The organism is Stenotrophomonas sp. Iso1, assembly GCF_027497995.1.
GTDB lineage: Bacteria > Pseudomonadota > Gammaproteobacteria > Xanthomonadales > Xanthomonadaceae > Stenotrophomonas.
Genome location: NZ_JAODBT010000001.1, coordinates 254,985 through 275,305, shown reverse-complemented (window position 1 = coordinate 275,305; position 20,321 = coordinate 254,985). Strand labels below are relative to the sequence as shown.

Sequence of the window (20,321 nt, the reverse complement as noted above, 5' to 3'; positions counted from 1 at the left end):
GCTCTGCAGCTCAGCGCAACAGATCACGCCAGAATGCCGGGCCGAGCTGCCCCATCTGGCGCATGAAATCCAACGCATTACGGTAAGGGCGCTGCGGGAACAACTGTGAACGCACCGCGTATTCCAGTGCGAAGAACCCCCCGATCAGGCCCCAATCGGCAACATTGGCGCACCAAGACCATTGCTCGTGGCTTACCGGCCACCATGGCTGCATTCCAAACGCCGCCAGCAAGCCATCCGGCACTGCGCTCATTGCCAACCCCAGATTGATCGCGGCCAGCAAGCTCAGCACGCCCGCCCAGGCGCCGGTCAACCGCCGGGTATAGCGGTGCAACGCCGGTGTCACCGGCATGCCAGCACGCGCGTACAGCGCCTGTACGATCCGGGTGATCAGCGGCACCTTCCCCGGCAGCAACGAGCGGGCAAAGCCCCAGGCCACGAGGAGGGGAAACACCACGGGCGGTGCCAGCAGCAGCATCCACGCCCAACGCGAACCACCCAGCCAGAACAGCAGCAGCGACACGGCCAGCAATCCCGCCCAGGCCAAGGGGCGGCGGCGCGACAGCGGTTCGAGCAGGCACAACACCGCCAACCCGATCAGCGCCAAGGCCACCCACATGCCTTCGTCACGCAGGCTGGCCACGTGCGACAGCACCGGGTAGGCCAATAACAGGAGCACCCGCAGCGCCCGGGCCACCGGCCCATGGCCGGGCTCGTGGCCGGCAGTCGTCATTGCGTTCAGGCCGTCTTGTTGGCCTGGATATGCGCCGACAGCGCACGCAGAGAAGCGAAGATGCGTCGATTGTCGTCGTTGTCCGAACGCAGCTGGAAGCCATAACGCTTGCTGATGGCCAGCGCGAGCTCCAATGCATCGATCGAGTCCAGGCCCAGGCCTTCGTTGAACAGCGCAGCTTCCGGGTCGATCTGCGCCGGCTCAATGTCTTCCAGGTTCAGACTTTCCACCAGCAGCTCGGCCAGTTCGCGCTCGGCATCGGTTTGTTGCGACATTTACACATCCACGGGGCAAAGAAAGCCGCAACGATCCGGCATCACCGCCCCCAGCGCAACCATGGCGCACCCGGCCCGCGCGGTATCATTGGCGCCTTCAGCAATGCCAATACGCCACGCAATGACGTTTACGCCCCATTCCAGCCCGCACTCCCCGTTGCGCTCTCACTATCTCCCTGCCGATGGCAACGGGAGCATGCAATGAATGCACAGGCAGCCAATGCGGCGCCGGCAACGCTGCGTGTGGACTACGTCGAGCCAGCACATCTGCCTGCTTTGCTGGCCGACGATCATGTCTTGGCGATCTTCGGCTTTCAGGCCGGTAGCGATGCCCCGCCCACCGATGACCCGCGTTATCTGCAGATTGGCCTGCAGGCTGACGGCGCGGCCATGCTGGAAGTCTGGCGCAGTGCGTCTCCGGTCAGCAGCGGCCGCGACGCCAATGGCTTGGCATGGGCCAGCGACGGCGCCCTGATGTTCGGCGCACTGCAGGTGGACGAAGCCAGCCAGGGCGACATCATCGGCGCATCCGAGCACGCCTATGCGCAGGTGCTGACCGCGCCGGCGGCACACGGATACCCGCACCTGCTGCGCATCTGGAACTACATGGATGCGATCACCGAAGGTGAAGGTGACGATGAACGCTACCGCAGATTCTGCGTGGGCCGTGCGCGGGGCTTGGGCACCATCAATACCGGCACCCTGCCTGCCGCCACCGCCATCGGCCGCGTCGATGGCGTGCGTGTATTGCAGGTCTATTGGCTGGCGGCGCGCACGCCGGGAACGCCGCTTGAAAACCCGCGACAGGTGAGCGCCTACCGTTATCCCCGCCAATACGGCCCGCAATCACCCAGCTTCGCCCGGGCGATGCTCGGCGCACCCGGCAGCGCACTGCCGCTGCTGCTTTCCGGCACCGCCAGCGTGGTCGGCCATGCCACGTTGCATGGCGATTCAACCCATCGGCAGCTGCAGGAAACCTTCGCCAATTTCGAGGCACTGATCAACGCCGCGCGCGTGCACTGGCCGGCACTGCCGCAACATTTCGGTGCCGGCAGCCGCTTGAAGGTCTACGTGGATGACGCTGCAGAAATAGCGGCGGTGCGCCAGGCACTGGCTACGCATCTGCACGCGGATGTGCCGTATATCGTGCTGCATGCGACGGTATGCAGGCACGACCTGCGGGTGGAAATCGACGGCGTCCACGGCGCCTGAGTCGGCAGGTTTGGCCCCCGAAAGCAACCATGCTTCGGGGGTTCCCATCACGCTACGGCTGCTTGAAGACAGCGCTCAGTGCCGCAACAGAGCCAGCACTGCATCGCGGGGCAACTTTCCGGTTTCGTTGCGCGGCAGCACCGCCACCTTGCGCAGCGGGCGCGGTAAAAACACCGGATCCACGAGCATGCGCAGATCGCGCAGGATGTCAGCCTCGTCGCGTTCCGGCGCGACCACCAATGCCGCGATACGGCCCACTGCATGGCCCGGCTCGGACTCAAGCTGCACCACCACCGCATCAACCACCCCGTCCACCGCCTGCAGCTTGCGGGTCAGGTCGCCCAGCGATGCACGTTTCCCGGCGATTTCCAGCAGATCCGCACGCCGGCCGCGCAACAGGAAGCGGTTGTCCGGCAGCAGTTCGACGAGATCCGCCAGCATCACTGGCGTGGCCAGGTGCGGCGCGTGCACCCGGGTGCCGTCCGGTTGCGGCACCAGTTGCACGCCCGGCAACAAACTCCACGCTTGCTCCAGCGCGGTGCGCCGGCGGGCAAAAATGCAGGTTTCCGTAGAGCCAAACATCTCCCGCACTTCGGTACGGAAACGTCGCTCGGCTTCGGCCGCCAGTGCCTGCGACAAGGGCGCAGTGGCAGTGACGATGGCTGCCAGCGACGGCAGCTCAATTCCCGATTCCACCAATACTTTCAGGTGAACCGGGGTAGTGATCAGCAGACGCGGCGCAGCAACTTCAGCCAATGCCTGAGCAACATCCTGCGGAAAGAACGGCTTGCCCGTCTGCAACGTGGCCGGTGCCAGCAATGGCAACAACACCGACATTTCCATGCCGTACATGTGCTGCGGCGGCACGGTGGCGACCAGCGATGGCTGCTCATCTGCCCACAGATCCCGCAGCGCCTGCAGGTTCTGCGCTGTGCTGGTCAGGAATGCGCCCCAGGTCTTGAGATTGGCGCTGGGCACGCCGGTACTGCCCGAGGTGAAGCCGATGGCTACCAGCTGTTCGCCCGCAAGTTGCGGCACGTCTCCGGCCAGACAAGGCAATTCCGAGGGCAGCAGGAAACTGCCTTCTGGCAACGCGTCCAACAGCGCATCGCCAAGGCAATACGTCTGCCGATAGCGCTGCTGCACATCGGACACCACCGCAGGTGCGCGTGATGACGGCAACAGGTTCACCTGCCCACGCAGCGCAACAGCACAAAACGCCACCAGGAACCGGTAGCGGTCTTCGCACAGGTTGATCGCATGCAGGCCAGCGGGAAGCTGCGCGGCCACGCCACGGACGTGCCCAAAAAATGTGCCCAGCTCAATCCGTCGACCCGCAACCATAGCGAGCAGACGTTTGCTGTCACCGATGGCCAACCGATGGCGAGGGGAAACTGGCGATGCTTCAGGGACAACCGACATGCGACGACAACGACCTCTGGATGGCAGCGCCCGACATACGCGGCACCGGGCGGGCGGCCAGAGTGTCGTCCCGCAGACCCGCTGGCAAGCCGGGTGGGGTTTGCCTGTGCTCGGAACCAACCTCCCGCAGTTGCCGGCGGCTCGCCGAAACCGCTGGAATGCCCGCATTTGCGTCGCTACAGGGTAGTGCCGGACATCCCGACATTTCGCTGAATGGACTCAGTGATACCCCATATCCGCGGTGACCTTGCCGCGGAACACCCGGTACGACCACACGGTGTAGCCCAGGATCACCGGCAGCAGTATCACCAGGCCGACCATGCTGAAGCCCAGCGATGAAGCCGGCGCGGCGGCCTGCCACAGCGTCATCGACGGCGGCAGCAGGTACGGCCACATGCCCAGCAGCAAGCCGATGAAGCCCAGTACGAACAGGGCCAGGGTCAACAGGAACGGCGGCAGGTCGCGACGCGGGTGCATGGCGCTGCGCCACAGCGCCACGGCGACGGCCAGCGTAAGCAACGGCACCGGCGACAGCCACCAGAAATTGCCGTCACTGAACCAGCGCTCCATCACCCGCGACTGCAGGAACGGCAGCCAAGTGCTGACCAGGCCCATGAACACGATCACCGCCACCATCAACGGCCGTGTCAGCGAGCGCGCCAGCGCCTGGTCGCGGCCTTCGGTCTTGAGGATCAACCAGGTACTGCCCAGCAGTGCATAACCGGTGACCACGGCCACACCGGTCAACATCGAGAACGGGCTGAACCAGCCAAACGCGCCGCCAACGTAATGCCCGTCCTGCATCTTCAAGCCTTCCACCAGCGCGCCCAGAATCACGCCCTGCGCGAACGCGGCCAGCAGTGAGCCAAGTGCGAACGACACGCTCCACAGCCGGCGCGAGCGCTGCGCCTTGAAGCGGAACTCAAACGCCACACCACGGAACACCAGCGCCATTACCAGCAGCAGCACCGGCAGGTACAACGCCGACAACAGCGCTGCATACGCCTTGGGGAAGGCGGTCATCAATCCGGCGCCGCCCAGCACCAGCCAGGTTTCGTTGCCGTCCCAGATGGGCGCGGCGGTATTCATCATCACGTCCAGCTGTTCTTCGTCCTCGGCGAACGGCGCCAGGATCCCGATACCGAGCACGAAGCCGTCCAGCACCACGTACATCAGCACGCCGAAACCAATCACCGCGAACCACGCCACCGTCAACACGGTTGTCATGTCCATTTCAGCGGCCCTCCAGCGGTTCGTCGGCGCCGGACAGCGGCCGCGCCGGGGTATGCATGCCATCGTCGTGCAGCTGTTCGTGCGACCCCGGCCCGGTACGCATGATCTTGACCAGGTACCAGATGCCCCAGCCAAACACGAACACGTAGCCGACCACGTAGACCGCCAACGACAACGCGGTCATCCATGCACTGTGCGGTCCCACCGCATCGGCAGTACGCAGCAAACCGTAGACCACCCACGGCTGGCGCCCCATCTCGGTGACGAACCAACCGGCCACCAGTGCGATGAAACCGCTCGGCAACATCCAGTTCCAGCCGCGCAGCAGCCACTTCGACTGGAGCAGGCGCCCACGCCACAACTGCAGCGCGGATATCCAGGCAAGGATCAGCATCAGCGTGCCCAGCCCCACCATGATGCGGAACGCGTAGAACACCGGCACCACGGGTGGCCGCTCGCTGGCCGGCACCGAGGTCAACGGTGCGAAACTGCCGTCCATGCGGTGGGTCAGGATCAGGCTGCCCAGCTTGGGAATGGCCACCTCGTAATCGTTGCGCTCTTCTTTTTCATTGGGCACGGCAAACACCACCAGCGGCACGCCCTCGCCGGCCTCACCTTCGTGCCAATGCGCTTCCACCGCTGCGATCTTCATTGGCTGGTGCTTGAGCGTATTCAAGCCATGCATGTCGCCGACGAGTACCTGCACCGGCACCGTCAACGCCGCAAATGCCACGGCGGCGATCAGCATCTTGCGGCCGGCCTCCACGTGCACACCGCGTCGCAGGTACCACGCGCCAACACCACCAATCACGAAACAGGTGGTGATGAACGAACCCAGCGCCATATGCGCCAAGCGATAGGGGAACGAGGGGTTGAACACCACCTGCCACCAGTCCTGTGGATGCACGATGCCATCGACCAACGTGTAGCCGGCCGGGGTATGCAACCAACTGTTGGACGCCAGGATCCAGAACGTGGAGAACAACGTGCCCAGCGCGACCATGCTGGTGGCGAAGAAGTGCAGACGCGGCGACACCCGCCCCCAGCCGAACAACATCACACCGAGGAAGCTGGCCTCCAGGAAGAACGCGGTGAGGACTTCATACGTCAGCAGCGGCCCGATCACGGTACCGGCCACTTCGCTCAAACGCGGCCAGTTGGTGCCGAACTGGAAGGCCATGACGATGCCGCTGACCACGCCCATGCCGAAGGACACGGCAAAGATTTTCTGCCAGAAAAAGAACAGCTCACGCCACACCGTATTGCGCGTGCGCAACCAACGCCATTCGACGAAGGCCAGCCAACTGGCCGTGCCGATGGTGAAGGCGGGAAACAGCACATGGAAACTCACGACGAACCCGAACTGGATTCGCGACAACAGAAGCGCGTCCACGCCTGCCTCACTGCACTATCTGGAAACGGGCTCATTCTGGTCCGGTATTGGTGAAGACCGGATGTGACCGGATGTCGCAGTGCGGCAAAAGGTCGCAGCACTGCGCTTCTCCCAACGGAAGGGAAGCGGCGGTTCCTGGCTTGCGGCAAACGCCTCAGAACCATCGGCAAAAAAGGTCAAAACCTTGCCGATTCCGGCAGCTGGTCCGCCGATACCGCCGCCCATGACCTGTGGCCCAGCCCCGGCAAAGTCCGGGCTGCTACGCTTGCCCGGTTCTCTTCACCGGTGCCCGCAATGCCCAGATTTCTGCCCTTGTCCCTGCTGTTGTTGACCGCTTTCGGCAGTGCCCATGCCGCCACGCCCACGCCGATCACCATCGAACAGGCAATGGCCGACCCGGATTGGATCGGTCCACCGGTCGAGTCGGCCTGGTGGTCGTGGAATGGCCAGCAGGTGGAATACACGCTCAAGCGCCAGGGCAGCGCGGTGCGCGACAGCTTCCGCATGCCGGTCGCCGGCGGCGTGGCGCAGCAGGTGGCCGACGACCAGCGTGGCACGCTGGATTCGGCCAGCCGGGTCTATGACAACAGCCGCCAGCGCATGGCCTTTGTGCGCAATGGCGACGTGTTCGTGCGCGACCTGCGTAGCGGCGCGCTTACCCAGCTGACCCGCAGCAACGAGCGCGCTACCGGCGTGAACTTCGCCACCGATGGCGGCGTGATCTGGGAAGTGGGCAATAACTGGTTCCACTGGAATGCCCGCAGTGGCATCACCAGCCAGGTCGCCCAGCTCAAGGCCGACAAGAACCCGGCCGAGGCGCCCAAGGCCGATGTACTGCGCGATCAGCAGATGCGCACCCTGGCCACCCTGCGCAACGACCGCGCCCAGCGTGACGAACTGCGTGATCAGGGTGAGCGCTGGCGTCAGGCCGACCCGACCCGCGCGCCGGCACCCATTTTCCTTGGCGCCGATGTCGAGATCGTCGACAGCGTGCTTTCACCGGATGCACGCCATCTGGTCGTCGTGACCAAGCCCAAGGGCTACGAAGAAGGCCGGGGCGGCAAGATGCCGCTGTATGTCACCGAATCCGGTTACGAAGAAGCCGAGGACACCCGCACCCGCGTGGGCCGCAACAATCCCGAGCCACACACGTTCTGGTTGGCCGACGCGTTGACCGGCAAGGTCGAAGCCTTGTCGCTGGACACCCTGCCCGGCATCACCACCGACCCGCTGGCCGAACTGCGCCGCAAGGCCGGCAAGGACGCGCTCAAGGGCAACCGCCCGTTGGAAGTGATGAGCGAGTTCATGGGCGGCGGCATCCGCTGGAACGCCGATGGCAGCCAGGCCGCGATCATGCTGCGTGCCAACGACAACAAGGACCGCTGGATCGCAACCACCAGCGCCACCACAGCAAAGCTGGAAACCCGCCACCGCCTCACCGATGGCGGCTGGATCAACTGGAGCTTCAACGATTTTGGTTGGATGCCCGATGGCCGCACGCTGTGGCTGCTGTCCGAGGAATCGGGCTACTCGCATCTGTACACGCAAAGCGGCAGCAGCAAGCCCAAGGCCCTGACCTCCGGCAACTGGGAAACCTCGGCACCGGAAGTCAGCGCCGATGGCCGCAGCTTCTACTTCCTGTGCAACCAGAAATGGCCGGGCGATTACGAAGTCTGCAACGTCGACGCCAACGGCGGTGCCGTGCGTGAAGTAACTGCGCTCGACGGCGTGGAAGATTTCAGCCTGTCGCCGGACGGCCAGCAGGTGCTGGTGCGTTACTCGGCCCCGTACCTGCCCGCGCAGGTTGCGGTGGTGCCGGTCAGCGGTGGCCAAGCCCGCACGCTCACCGACACCCGCAGCGCTGAGTTCAAGGCACGCCAGTGGGTGCAGCCGCAGATGGTGCAGGTACCTTCGCAGCACGGTGCAGCGCCGGTCTGGGCCAAGTACTACGGCCCGCAGACGCTGGAGCCGGGCAAGCAGTACCCGATCGCCATGTTCGTGCACGGCGCCGGCTACCTGCAGAACGTGCATGCACGCTATTCCAACTACTTCCGCGAGCAGATGTTCCACAACCTGCTGGTGCAGAAGGGCTACATCGTGCTGGACATGGACTACCGCGGCAGCGCCGGCTACGGCCGCGACTGGCGCACGGCCATCTACCGCAACATGGGCCACCCGGAGCTGGAGGATTACAAGGACGGCCTGGACTGGCTGGTCACCACCAAGCAAGGTGACCGCGCGCATGCCGGCATCTACGGCGGTTCCTACGGCGGCTTCATGACCTACATGGCGCTGTTCCGTTCACCGGGCACGTTCAAGGCTGGCGCGGCACTGCGCCCGGTGGGTGACTGGCACCAGTACAACCACGCCTATACCGCCAACATCCTCAACACGCCGGACATCGACCCGGAGGCCTACCGCGTCTCCTCGCCCATCGAATACGCCGAAGGCCTGCAGGACACCCTGCTGATCGCGCACGGCATGATGGACGACAACGTGTTCTTCCAGGACTCGGTCAACATGAGCCAGAAGCTGATTGAACTGCACAAAGACAACTGGTCGATCGCCCCGTACCCGCTGGAGCGCCACGGCTACACCCGTGCCGATTCCTGGCTGGACCAGTACAAGCGCATCCTGAGGTTGTTCGAGCAGGAACTGAAGTAAGCACGACGCAAACAGGAAGGGCGCCGCGAGGCGCCCTTCCTGTTTTGCTGTCATGCACGGAAGACATCCTCAAGAGCCACGCATGCCGACCGCACACGCCCCCTCCGCATCGTCACCGCCGTCATCCTCGACGCACAGCAACGCGTGCTGGTGGTGCGCAAGCATGGCTCGGACACCTTCATCCAGCCCGGTGGCAAGCGCGAACCGGGCGAAGATGCGCTGCAGACACTGGCCCGTGAACTGCACGAAGAACTTGGCATCGTGATGGACCCAACCAGCGCAGTGCCGCTGGGCATCTTCGAGGATGTCGCCGTCAACGAACCCGGCCGCCGCGTGCAGGGCGAGTCGTTTCTGGTGCAGGCCAGCGGCACCGCGCGCGTGCAGGCTGAGATTGCCGAGCTGGCGTGGATTTCGCTGGAGCCACCGCACGGCGTGAAGCTGGCCCCGCTCAGCGCACAGCACACGCTGCCGGCAGCATGCGCCGTCGTGGTCAAGACTGGGAAAGCGGACTGAATCCGGCGATAGTGCGCGCACTTGTCGCAGCGCCCTCTCCGTGAAAGCACCTGAACTTCCGCCCGCAAACACAAAACGCTCATCGGCCGAAACCTTTGTCGACGTCACCGCAAAACTGTCGATGGTAATGGCGGCGCTGGCCATCCTCTGGGGTTTGATCCAACTGGTGTTGGTCCTCGCACTGAGTCGCCTCGACATGCTCGACGTCATGCAGAGCCAGGGCCTGCCGTTACCCGAGGCATTCCAATGGATCGGGCGGCATGCGTTGTCGCTTACCGCGCTGATGCTGGGGGTGTCGATAGCCTTCTTTCTCGTGTCCTGGGCCATGTTCAAACGGCGCGAATGGGGCCGTCTTGGCTTTATCGTGTTCCTGGTGCTGGTGGCACTGCTCAACTTCGCCAGCCTGCCATTTATCCATTCCCTGTTCGACAGCATGCGGAGCATGTTCCCGGCCGAATTTCTGCAGTCGGCAGAGGGCATGGAGCTGCGCGCACAACTCAACAGCGGTTTGTGGATGTCGCTATTTACCGGCGCCATCACCGCTATCGCCTTCGCCGGCCTGCATGGCTGGTTGGTGATCAAGCTGCAGCGGCCCGACGTCCGCGCCCTGTTCCACTGAACGCATGACTTACCCGGTACCTGCAATGTTCTTCCTTGCTTCCAACCTCCGTCGCGGCCGCTTGGTGCTGTGCAGCTTCATCGCGTTATTGCCATTGATCGCCTTGCCGACGATGGCTGCAACACCACTGGCCTGCGGCAGCTACACGGAGGTCGATGGTTCGGCACGCTTCGTCATTGAAAGCCCCAGCCACGCAATTCGCACGTATGAAGGCCAGCCACCGGTCCGGTACCAGATCCGCCAGCAAGCGCAGGTGCTGCACGTTGCCGATCTGTCCAACGGCTTCAGCGATGACTACACCGTCAGCGCCGACGGCAAGCGCATTGGCAGCAAGTTCGCCGATTACGTGCTCGACACACCGGCCCGCTGCACGACCGCACCCACACCTGCCGCGGGCAGCTGCCGTGCAGATATTGATCACTGCATCACCTCGGCCGGCAATGCATCCACGCAACAGCTGGCGCAATGGTGCCGCGAAGACCTGCCGTTCGCCTGCGAGCGGTTGATCTCCGCGTACCAGAGCCAGGCGCGGGCGCAGCAACCGGCAACACCCGATCCGGAACTGGAAGAACCAGACGTCTGCAAACCGGCCTCGCCACAATTCGATGAAGCCGCCTGCGACGTCGCTGCGCGCGAAGCCCTTGGGATTGCCATGGCCAAGGCCCTGCTGGGTGGCCTGACGGAAGGCGCCGCCGTTCCGCTTGCCGGCGCCCCGCTGAGCGAGCTGCTGCAGCTATGCCGCACACATCCCGACGCCAGCTTCTGCAACAAGGTGGCAGAAACACATTGGGACGCCGGCCACTACGCGTCAGCAGGCGAAGCGCTGCAGCTGGCCTGCAAGGCCGGTGGCGACGACTACACCTGCCGCCGCGCCCAAGGGGTGGCCGCAGCACCCGCAGCCGACCTTGCCACCGTAGCGGCCACCACGCTGCCCTGCGGCGACTACCAAGCCAGCATGGGCTTGATGAGCGAACTCTCCTTCGGCGACCAGGGCCTGGTTTCCATCGGCATGGGCAGCGCGTTGCGTGCCCGCCTGGAGAATGGCGCCGTCCATATCCGCCATGACAAGGGCGGGGATTTCGTGCTGAAGCCCCAGCGCAACGGCGGCCTGTTGGGCGTTGACCAATGGAACCGCTACGCCCTCTACCAGCGCACCGGTGGCGCCGCCACCTGCAGCGCACCGACCGTCTACGTGGAACTACCGCTGCCGCAGGATTGCCCCATCGGCAGTGATGCCCAGGCCTGCTGCGACAGCGGCAAACTGGCCGGCTGCAATGCCATGGGCCACCGCAACGCGTTGGCCGGCGACTGGCAAGCCGCCGCGCCGTATTACCTGAAACTGTGCCAAGCCGGCGTGCGGGCCGGTTGCGAGAACCTGCGTTCGGTTTATGAAAACACCGGTGACGAAGACCTTCCCGGCAAACTGCTGTCTCTGTGCAACCGCGATGGTAAGCGCACGCATGTGGCCTGCGATGTCTATGCCACCACCAACTGGGCGCTGCTGGGCCTGGGCATGCAGTTGCAGCGAGCATCTGACGAAATCGAAGCCGGAGACGCAGCCGACACCCCACCGGTGAAGGCGCCCGCCCACCCCCGCAAATCCACCCACAAGTAAGGCTGGCAAAGCCTGCGCTAGAGTATCCGCATGAACGAATTCGACCGCGTACGCGATTACCTCACCGGGCTGCAGGACCGCATCTGCGGCGCCATCGAACACGCCGACGGCCAAGCCCACTTCATCGAAGACCAATGGCAGCGTGCCGAGGGTGGTGGTGGCCGCACCCGCATCCTGCGCGACGGTGCTGTGTTCGAGCAGGCCGGCATCGGTTTCTCCGACGTGGCCGGCACCCGTCTGCCACCTTCGGCCTCGGCCAACCGTCCGGAACTGGCGGGTGCCTCGTGGCGCGCCTGCGGCGTATCGCTGGTGTTCCACCCGCGCAATCCTTACCTGCCCACCACCCACGCCAACGTGCGCTACTTCCAGGCCGAGCGTGACGGCGAAAAAGTCGCCGCCTGGTTCGGCGGCGGTTTCGACCTCACCCCGTTCTATCCCTTCGATGAAGATGTGCAGCATTGGCACAATGTGGCGCGCGACTTGTGCGCACCGTTTGGCGACAACCGCTACGCCGAACACAAGCGCTGGTGCGATGACTATTTCGTCCTCAAGCACCGCAACGAAACGCGCGGTGTCGGCGGTTTGTTCTTCGACGATCTCCATGGCGATTTCGACACCGACTTCGCTTACCTGCGTGCGGTGGGCGATGGCTTCCTGGATGCCTATCTGCCGCTGGTAGCGCGCCGCAAAGACACGCCATATGGCGAGCGCGAGCGCGAATTCCAGCTGTACCGGCGCGGCCGCTACGTCGAGTTCAACCTGGTCTATGACCGCGGCACGCTGTTCGGCCTGCAGAGCGGTGGCCGCAGCGAAAGCATCCTGATGAGTCTGCCGCCACGCGTGCGCTGGGAGTACGGGTTCCAGCCGGAAACCGGCAGTGATGAAGCGCGTCTGGCTGCCTATCTGGTCCCCCGCGACTGGTTGACGGAGTAACCGCTGTAGTCAGTGATGGGGCAAAGCGCGATCCCTGCGGCAACACGTTTCGCCTTGCTGCCAAGCGCCCCCTCTCCTTCGCTGCACGGAAGGGGGACGCAGGCCATGCCATCTTTCCGTTCACTGCAATTCCTTCCCTTTTGCAAAAGCAGAAGAAGGCGTGTGGACGGAGCGCTTCTGACTCGGCAACACTCACCTCGCATCCCGCTTGAGGATGACGGTGATGTGGCCATTGGTCTCCAGCAACGCCAGCTCCACATCATCCACATCATCGCTGCCGGCATCGCGCATCGCCGTGGCGAAATCCGCCTTGCTCACCAACTCACGACGCAGCACTTTCTGCAGCACATGGCCGTGCCGGGCCAGCACCACCGGCTCGCCTTCAATTGCACGTTCGATGATGGGGCTGCGTGTGGTGATCCAGCCGACGAAGTAGTTCAGCACAATCAGCGTAGCCGCCAGCAACAGCCCACCACCCAGTGACGTATCACTCCCCAGCAACGCGTTCTGCACCGCGTTGCCCAGCAACACCAGCAACAGCATGTCGAAAGCGGTGAACTGGCCCAGCGCGCGTTTGCCCGCCACCCGCACCATCGCCAACACCACCACGTAAACAATCACCGCACGCAGGACAAACTCCCACCACGGCATCGACAGGGCGAACAGGTCCGACATCGGTGTCTCCCATTACTCACCCGGCCATGTTCAAACAACCGCCATCAATGCCGCGCGACGGGCGGCGGTTTGGCGACCAGCCGCGCAGGCCCGGCCGGCTTTATTTGACCCAATAAAAAGCCCCGCCGACCAGGGGGGGGTCGACGGGGCCGGGGAGCGGGTCTTTGGGGAGGAATCCCCGCTCCGAGATCTGCTCCAGGGGATGGGAGAGATCCGCGACAGGTATTGCGCCTGTCGGGGTCTATAACACCACCCCCAACATTGATGGTTCGTGAAGAATCCGCTTGCTTTCCCCAAGAATTAAGGAGGGATTCATCCCTGCAAAGCATCGCTGGCAATGAATACGCGACCACCCCTATTCAGGGTGAATCGGGTCACATTCCTCAGTGCGCTTGGTCCCAATTTTCACCCACGCCTGTATCCACCACCAAGGGGACACGCAGGGTCGCCGCAGCGGCCATGCGCGACTCCACCTCCCCACGCAGCGTGTCGATGAAGTCCGCATCGGCTTCAAACACCAATTCATCGTGCACCTGCAGGATCATTTTCGCCTGCTCGGCGTGTCCAGCCAGCCAGCCATCCACGCTGACCATTGCACGCTTGATGATGTCGGCCGCCGTGCCCTGCATCGGCGCATTGATCGCCGCGCGCTCGGCGCCTGCACGCAGGCCCTGGTTACGCGCGTGAATGTCGTTCAGATACAGGCGGCGGCCAAACAGCGTTTCCACATAGCCGTTTTCACGTGCCTGAACGCGCATGCGTTCCATGAAATCGCGCACGGCCGGGTAACGGCTGAAATACAGCGCCACATAGTCCTGCGCCTGACCACGGTCGATGCCCAAGTTCTTGGCCAGGCCAAACGCGCTCATGCCGTACATCAGGCCGAAGTTGATCGCCTTCGCAGCGCGGCGCTCGTTCGGCGTCACTTCTTCCAGCGTGCGCCCGAACACCTCCGCCGCAGTGGCACGGTGCACGTCGGCGCCCTGCTCGAAGGCGCTGATCAGGCCCGGGTCTTCTGACATATGCGCCATGATCCGCAGTTCGATCTGCGAGTAGTCGCAGGCCATCAGCCTGCGCCCCGGCGGTGCCACGAAGGCCTTGCGGATGCGGCGACCATCCTCGGTGCGGATCGGAATGTTCTGCAGGTTGGGATCGGACGAGGACAACCGCCCGGTAGCGGCACCGGACTGGTGATAGCTGGTGTGCACACGGCCGGTGTCCGGGTTGACCATCTCCGGCAGCTTGTCGGTGTAGGTGCTGCGCAGCTTGGCCAGGCCGCGGTATTCCAGGATCACGCGCGGCAGCTCGTGCTGCTCGGCAATGGCCTCCAGCGCTTCTTCGTTGGTACTGGGCTGGCCCTTGGGTGTCTTCACCAATGCCGGCAGGCCGAGTTCGTCGAACAACACCGCTTGCAGCTGTTTGGGCGAATCCAGGTTGAAGGTGTGGCCGGCCATTTCGGTGGCCTTCTGCTGCGCGGCGAGCATGCGCGCGGATAGATCGCCGCTCTGCCGCCTCAGCTCGACACTGTCGATGGACACGCCATTGGCTTCGATACGCGCCAACACCGGCACCAGCGGCATTTCGATCTCGCGATACACCTTTTCCAGCGACGGCTCCGCCGCCAGCTGCGCGGACAACACGCGATGCAGGCGCAGGGTAATGTCGGCGTCCTCGGCAGCGTAAGCACTCGCCTCGTCGATGCCCACCTGCGAGAACGAAATCTGCTTGACACCCTTGCCGGCCACTTCCTCGAACTTGGTCGTGGTGTAGCCCAGGTAGCGCTGCGCCAGTGAATCCATGTCATGGCGAGTGGCGGTGGAGTTGAGCACGAAGCTCTCAAGCATGGTGTCGTCGTGATAACCACGCACGTCGATGCCGTGGCGGCGCAGCACATGGATGTCGTACTTGCCGTGTTGACCGAGTTTCTTTTTGTCGACGTTTTCCAGCAGTGGCTTCAGCGCGTCCAGCACCTGCGCCATCGGCAGCTGTGCCGGTGCGCCCGGATAATTGTGGCCCACCGGAATATAGGCAGCCTTGCCCGGTTCGACCGACAAACTCACGCCGACCAGGTTGGCGCGCATGGCATCCAGCGCATCGGTTTCGGTATCGAAGGCGAATTCGTCGGCGTCGTGCAGGCGCTTTACCCAGGCCTGCAGTTGTTCGTCGGTGAGCACGGTTTCGTACTCGCCCTTGGCCGCCAGGGCCGGGTCGGTCTCGACGGCGGGCGCGCTGTCGGCAGCCTTGGCATAGCCGGCAGCGGTACCGCGCAGGCTGATCTTGCTGTCATCCACCGTTGTCGGCGCTGCGCCGCCGCCCAGCTCACGCAGCGCCTGGGTGAAACCATAGCGGGCGTACAGGCCACGCAGGGCGTCAGCGTCCTGCTCACGGAGCTGCAGATCGCGCGGGCCCTGGTCCAACGCCACGTCGGTGCGGATAGTGACCAATTCGCGGTTGAGCGGCAGACGCGGCAGGGCGGCGCGCAGGTTCTCGCCGATCTTGCCTTTCATGGCCGGCGCGGAGGCGATGACGCCATCCAGGTCGTTGTATTCGGCCAGCCATTTGGCCGCAGTCTTGGGGCCGCACTTGTCCACCCCGGGTACGTTGTCCACGGTGTCGCCCATCAGCGCCAGGTAATCGACGATCTGGTCGGCGCGCACGCCGAACTTGTCGATCACGGCGGCATCGGAATCGGTGCGGCTGCCGGTCATCGTATTGACCAGGACCACGCCGGGACGCACCAGCTGGGCGAAATCCTTGTCGCCGGTGGAGATGGTCACTTCCAGCCCATCGGCGGCGGCGGCAAGCGCCAGCGTGCCGATCACGTCGTCGGCTTCCACGCCGTCCACACGCAGGATATCGATGCCCAATGCGTGGACGATGTCGCACATCGGCTGCACCTGCGAGCGCAGATCATCGGGCATCGGCGGACGGTTGGCCTTGTACTCGGCGTACAGGTCATCACGGAAGGTCTTGCCCGGCGCATCGACCACAAAGGCGACGTACTCGGGCTTTTCCTTCAACGTGGCGCGCAGCATGTTGACCACGCCGAACAACGCACCGGTTGGCTCGCCAGCGGCATTGGTCAGCGGCGGGAGCGCATGGAATGCGCGGTACAGGTAACTGGAACCGTCAATCAGGACTAATCTGCTCATGCGCCGATTCTACGCGGCGGGCCGCCGGCCTACCTGCACAGGCATAATCAAACCCACGTCGATACAAGGAAAACCGCCATGAAGCAGTTGCTGCTTATTCCGTTGCTGGCCCTGGCCGGCTGCGCCACCACCGGTGACGGTGCAGCGCCGGTAGATGTCAGGGGCGCCGATGTCACCCGCAAGGCAATGGACAACGGCGACACCATCGAGGAATTCCGTGTCGGCGGCCAGCTGCGCATGGTCAAGGTGACCCCGGCTCGCGGCGCCCCGTTCTACATGTACGACCGCGATGGCGACGGCCGCATGGACAGCGACAACGACGGCACCAAGCCCGTGTATTGGAAGCTTTACAGCTGGTGATGCTTCATGGCGGGTGATGCTTCGCGATGACTGCTGATGCTTCGCGCCCCTTCTCTTGCGCCGAGGGCGAAGGGTGCGACGAGTGAGTGGTGCTGCGACAAGCTCGGCAGCGCTGAAGAGGCCCAGACGCACCCCTTCTCCCGCACGCGGGAGAAGGTGCCCCGAAGGGGCGGATGAGGGCGCGCTTTCGATGTTTCTGGGAACCTGGCGTGCGTACATTCGGCTCGCCTGCGGTTCACCCATTTAAACGGATTCCGAGGGCCTCTCAACCCTTCCCCCGTACTCGGGAGAAGGGCTCAAGCAGAGCCGGAACCTCCCGCCTCAGCGGATCACCAGCACCGGTACGATGCTGCGGGCCAGCACTTCAGCGGTCTGGCTGCCCAACAGCACGCGAGTCACGCCACGGCGGCCATGCGAGGTCATTACCACCAGGTCGCTGCCACAGGTGGTGGCGGTATCGATGATGCCGTCGGCGGCGTAGCGGTCCAGTACGTGATGCGTGAGCACCTGGCTCACGCCCGCGGCACGCGCGGCCTCGGCGGCCGGCTGCAGGATCTTCTGTGCGGCCGCCTCGCGGTCCTTCTGGTACTCCGGGCTGGCTTCGTAGCCGGCGCTCCAGCCCATGGCGTCATACATGCCCACCGCCCACGGCTCGGACACAGTGACGATGTCGACATGCGCGCCAAGCTGGGCTGCCAGCTCCAGCCCCTTCTGCAGGCCCTTGGCCGAGAGATCGGAACCGTCGGTGGCGATCAGGATGCGCGTGTACATGGCAGTTCTCCTAGCTACGGGGGGTGACAGTAACCATTGCACACCCGATGTTGAGGCGATGCATTGAGCCGGATCAAATCAACGGCATCCGGCTCAACGGCTCACCCAAACCCCTGCTGCCACTCGAACTCCACCGGCAGGAACATCTCTATCAGCCGCGCATTGCTGCACAGCTGATCGCTGATCTGCAAAACAGGGGCGCTTACATCCGCCCACTCACCGCAACAGCGGCGGCACCTTCTGCTGCAGAAGACGCACCAGCTCCGGCGCCATGAAGTCATAGTCATCGGGAATGCCCAGGCAAACGATGCGCTTGTCAGACAGCCAGCGCCGGAACCGTTCGCCGAGCCGGCGCTTGTGCACCGGCTCCATCACAACGATCAGATCAGCCCATTGCAGCAGCTCTGGCGTCACTGGGTTGTCCGCGTCCGGCTTCAGTCCGGCCGAAGCGGTCTCGATGCCGGGCCAATCGGCAAACACCTGCTCGGCCGTGGGGCTGCGTAGCCGGTTCTGGCTGCAAACGAACAGGACATTGCGGGCCATGCGGCGCCTTACAGCACCGTCAAATTGGCATACGCCATCACCAGCCACTTGCTGCCGGCATCGGCGAACTCGACCTGCACGCGCGCATGCGTACCGTTGCCTTCGTAGTCGGTGACCATGCCTTCGCCGAACTTGGGGTGGTTCACCAACACGCCCAGCTTGATTGGCGGCGCTTCGATGGACGCGTGGCCCATCACGCGGCTGGCACCCAGTGATGCCGGGCGCGAGACCTGCACCTTGGGCCGTACTTCATGCAGCAGTTCACGCGGAATTTCGCGCAGGAAACGCGATGGCAGGCTGTAGTTGTCCTGCCCATGAATGCGGCGCGATTCGGCGTAACTCAGCACCAGCTTCTGCCGCGCACGGGTAATGCCGACGTAGGCGAGGCGACGCTCTTCTTCCAGGCGTCCGCTCTCTTCCAACGAACGGGCGCTGGGGAACAGCCCTTCTTCCATACCCGCCAGGAACACCAGCGGAAACTCCAGGCCCTTAGCCGAATGCAGCGTCATCAACTGCACGCCCTCTTCGCCCGCCTGCGCCTGGCCTTCGCCGGCTTCCAGCGAGGCGTAGGACAGGAATGCCACCAGCTCGCTCATGTCCTCGGCGCCTTCTTCGATATCGTCATCGCGACGCACGAAGCGCGAGGCCACCGAGATCAGTTCGTCCAGGTTGTCGGTACGCGATTCCGAATCCAGCGCGTTGCGGCTTTCCTTGCTCCAATGCTCACGCAATGCCGAACGCGTGAGCACATGCTCGATGCGCTCGGCCAGGTCCATCTCAGCCGTCTCGGAAGTGGCCTGCTGGACCAGATTGATGAAGCCGGCCAGCGCATTCTTGGCACGCGAGGTGAGGTCGTTGCCCTGCGTGGCCAGCATTGCGGCCTCCCACAATGGCAGCGCCTGCTGCCGCGCAATACGCCGCACTTCATCCAGCGTGCGATCACCGATGCCGCGCGTCGGCGTGTTCACCGCGCGCTCGAACGCTGCGTCATCGTTGCGGTTGGTCATCAAACGCAGGTAGGCCAGCGCATCCTTGATTTCGGCACGCTCGAAGAAGCGCATGCCGCCATATACGCGGTACGGCACCTGTTCGCTGAGTAGCACTTCTTCGAACGCGCGCGATTGCGCATTGCTGCGGTAAAGCACCGCGACGTCGCCGTAGCTGCCGCCATCGCGCACCCATTGGCGCGCACGCTCCACCAGGTAACGCGCCTCGTCCATTTCGTTGTAGGCCGCGTACAGATCGATGGGGTCGCCATCGCCACTGTCGGTCCACAGCTCTTTACCGATGCGGTCCGGGTTATGCGCGATGACCGCATTTGCCGCGCCCAGGATGTTGGCGGTGGAACGGTAGTTCTGCTCCAGGCGCACGGTTTCCGCGCCCGGGAAATCCTTCAGGAAACGCTGAACGTTCTCGACCTTCGCACCGCGCCAGCCATAGATGGCCTGGTCATCGTCGCCGACCACGAACACATGGCCACTGTCGCCGGCCAGCACGCGCACGAAGGCGTACTGGATGGCATTGGTGTCCTGGAATTCGTCAACCAGAATCTCGCGGAAACGCGAACGGTAATGTGCGAGCAGGCCGGGGTTGTCGCGCAACAGCTCGTGCGCACGCAGCAGCAGCTCGGCGAAATCCACCAACCCGGCGCGGTCGCAGCGCTCCTGGTAGGCGATGTACGCCTGGCGCATGGTTTCGCCCCACTGGTCGTGCGGCTCGGGCTGGATGTGCTGTGGCCGGCGGCCCTCATCCTTCTGCGAATTGATCCACCACATCACCTGCTTTGGCGGGTACTTGGCGTCGTCCAGTTCCAGCTGCTGCACCACGCGCTTGATCAGGCGCAGCTGGTCGTCGGAATCCATCACCTGGAAGGCTTCGGGCAACTTCGCCTCGGGCCAATGCAAACGCAGCAGGCGGTGTGCCAGACCATGGAACGTGCCGATCCACATGCCGCGGCTGCCCTTGGGCAACTGCGCGTCGATGCGGTGGCGCATCTCACCCGCCGCCTTGTTGGTGAACGTCACCGCGAAAATGCCGTGCGTCGGCACCTCGAAGACTTCGTTGAGCCAGGCAATACGGTGAATGAGCACGCGCGTCTTGCCGGAACCGGCGCCGGCAAGAATCAGGTGGTGACCAGGAGGCGCGGAAACGGCCTCGCGCTGGGCTGCGTTCAGCCCGTCGAGAAGGTGGGAGACATCCATGCGCGCA

Annotated in this window: 17 protein-coding genes; 7 read left to right on the top strand and 10 right to left on the bottom strand. The window is 64.1% G+C overall.

Annotated features, from left to right (window positions below; all coding sequences use genetic code 11):
- Nucleotides 1-10: 10 nt before the first annotated feature.
- Together PAN08_RS00980 and PAN08_RS00975 are read right to left on the bottom strand one after the other, a co-directional pair.
- Complete coding sequence (locus PAN08_RS00980) at nucleotides 11-733, bottom strand: ketosynthase (RefSeq protein ID WP_269789689.1); 723 nt, start codon at nucleotides 731-733, stop codon at nucleotides 11-13.
- Nucleotides 734-738: 5 nt separating this feature from the next.
- Nucleotides 739-1,008 (bottom strand): phosphopantetheine-binding protein, encoded by a 270-nt coding sequence (locus PAN08_RS00975; protein WP_269789688.1) that lies wholly within the window; start codon nucleotides 1,006-1,008, stop codon nucleotides 739-741.
- A gap of 201 nt (nucleotides 1,009-1,209) precedes the next feature.
- Between PAN08_RS00975 and PAN08_RS00970 the strand changes: the two genes are divergently transcribed.
- The gene (locus PAN08_RS00970; RefSeq protein WP_269789687.1) at nucleotides 1,210-2,220 is read left to right on the top strand and encodes a pteridine-dependent deoxygenase; all 1,011 of its coding nucleotides are present in this window, start codon (nucleotides 1,210-1,212) and stop codon (nucleotides 2,218-2,220) included.
- A gap of 75 nt (nucleotides 2,221-2,295) precedes the next feature.
- Here the strand turns inward: PAN08_RS00970 and PAN08_RS00965 are convergent, their stop codons facing one another.
- The 3 genes from PAN08_RS00965 to PAN08_RS00955 form a co-directional block, all read right to left on the bottom strand.
- Nucleotides 2,296-3,642: an AMP-binding protein gene (locus tag PAN08_RS00965; RefSeq protein WP_269789686.1), complete on the bottom strand. Its 1,347-nt coding sequence runs from the start codon at nucleotides 3,640-3,642 to the stop codon at nucleotides 2,296-2,298.
- A gap of 219 nt (nucleotides 3,643-3,861) precedes the next feature.
- Nucleotides 3,862-4,875: a cytochrome d ubiquinol oxidase subunit II gene (gene cydB / locus PAN08_RS00960; protein WP_269789685.1), complete on the bottom strand. Its 1,014-nt coding sequence runs from the start codon at nucleotides 4,873-4,875 to the stop codon at nucleotides 3,862-3,864.
- Nucleotide 4,876: 1 nt separating this feature from the next.
- Entirely contained in the window at nucleotides 4,877-6,268 is a 1,392-nt protein-coding gene (locus tag PAN08_RS00955) for a cytochrome ubiquinol oxidase subunit I (protein ID WP_269789684.1), read from the bottom strand.
- A 294-nt stretch (nucleotides 6,269-6,562) separates the two neighbouring features.
- Here PAN08_RS00955 and PAN08_RS00950 point away from each other — a divergent pair, with 294 nt between their 5' ends.
- From PAN08_RS00950 to hemF, 5 genes are all read left to right on the top strand, one after another.
- A complete protein-coding gene (locus PAN08_RS00950; protein WP_269789683.1) occupies nucleotides 6,563-8,932 on the top strand; it encodes a S9 family peptidase in 2,370 nt (789 codons plus the stop codon).
- A gap of 108 nt (nucleotides 8,933-9,040) precedes the next feature.
- Entirely contained in the window at nucleotides 9,041-9,445 is a 405-nt protein-coding gene (locus PAN08_RS00945; protein WP_269791135.1) for an NUDIX domain-containing protein, read from the top strand.
- 40 nt (nucleotides 9,446-9,485) lie between these two features.
- A complete protein-coding gene (locus tag PAN08_RS00940; protein WP_269789682.1) occupies nucleotides 9,486-10,064 on the top strand; it encodes a hypothetical protein in 579 nt (192 codons plus the stop codon).
- 25 nt (nucleotides 10,065-10,089) lie between these two features.
- Nucleotides 10,090-11,679: a hypothetical protein gene (locus PAN08_RS00935; RefSeq protein ID WP_269789681.1), complete on the top strand. Its 1,590-nt coding sequence runs from the start codon at nucleotides 10,090-10,092 to the stop codon at nucleotides 11,677-11,679.
- 30 nt (nucleotides 11,680-11,709) lie between these two features.
- Entirely contained in the window at nucleotides 11,710-12,612 is a 903-nt protein-coding gene (gene hemF, locus PAN08_RS00930; protein ID WP_269789680.1) for an oxygen-dependent coproporphyrinogen oxidase, read from the top strand.
- 192 nt (nucleotides 12,613-12,804) lie between these two features.
- Here the strand turns inward: hemF and PAN08_RS00925 are convergent, their stop codons facing one another.
- Entirely contained in the window at nucleotides 12,805-13,287 is a 483-nt protein-coding gene (locus PAN08_RS00925; protein ID WP_269789679.1) for a YetF domain-containing protein, read from the bottom strand.
- Between the two features lie 383 nt (nucleotides 13,288-13,670).
- Nucleotides 13,671-16,439: a DNA polymerase I gene (gene polA / locus PAN08_RS00920; RefSeq protein ID WP_269789678.1), complete on the bottom strand. Its 2,769-nt coding sequence runs from the start codon at nucleotides 16,437-16,439 to the stop codon at nucleotides 13,671-13,673.
- Nucleotides 16,440-16,517: 78 nt separating this feature from the next.
- On the opposite strand from polA, the gene PAN08_RS00915 reads away from it, so the two are divergent.
- On the top strand, nucleotides 16,518-16,799 hold the full coding sequence (locus PAN08_RS00915; protein ID WP_057634733.1) for a DUF2782 domain-containing protein: 282 nt from the start codon (nucleotides 16,518-16,520) through the stop codon (nucleotides 16,797-16,799).
- Between the two features lie 321 nt (nucleotides 16,800-17,120).
- Here the strand turns inward: PAN08_RS00915 and PAN08_RS00910 are convergent, their stop codons facing one another.
- The 3 genes from PAN08_RS00910 to uvrD form a co-directional block, all read right to left on the bottom strand.
- Entirely contained in the window at nucleotides 17,121-17,570 is a 450-nt protein-coding gene (locus PAN08_RS00910; RefSeq protein ID WP_269789677.1) for a universal stress protein, read from the bottom strand.
- Between the two features lie 216 nt (nucleotides 17,571-17,786).
- The gene (locus tag PAN08_RS00905; RefSeq protein ID WP_269789676.1) at nucleotides 17,787-18,113 is read right to left on the bottom strand and encodes a low molecular weight protein tyrosine phosphatase family protein; all 327 of its coding nucleotides are present in this window, start codon (nucleotides 18,111-18,113) and stop codon (nucleotides 17,787-17,789) included.
- A gap of 8 nt (nucleotides 18,114-18,121) precedes the next feature.
- Nucleotides 18,122-20,314 (bottom strand): DNA helicase II, encoded by a 2,193-nt coding sequence (uvrD, locus tag PAN08_RS00900; protein WP_269789675.1) that lies wholly within the window; start codon nucleotides 20,312-20,314, stop codon nucleotides 18,122-18,124.
- Nucleotides 20,315-20,321: the final 7 nt, after the last annotated feature.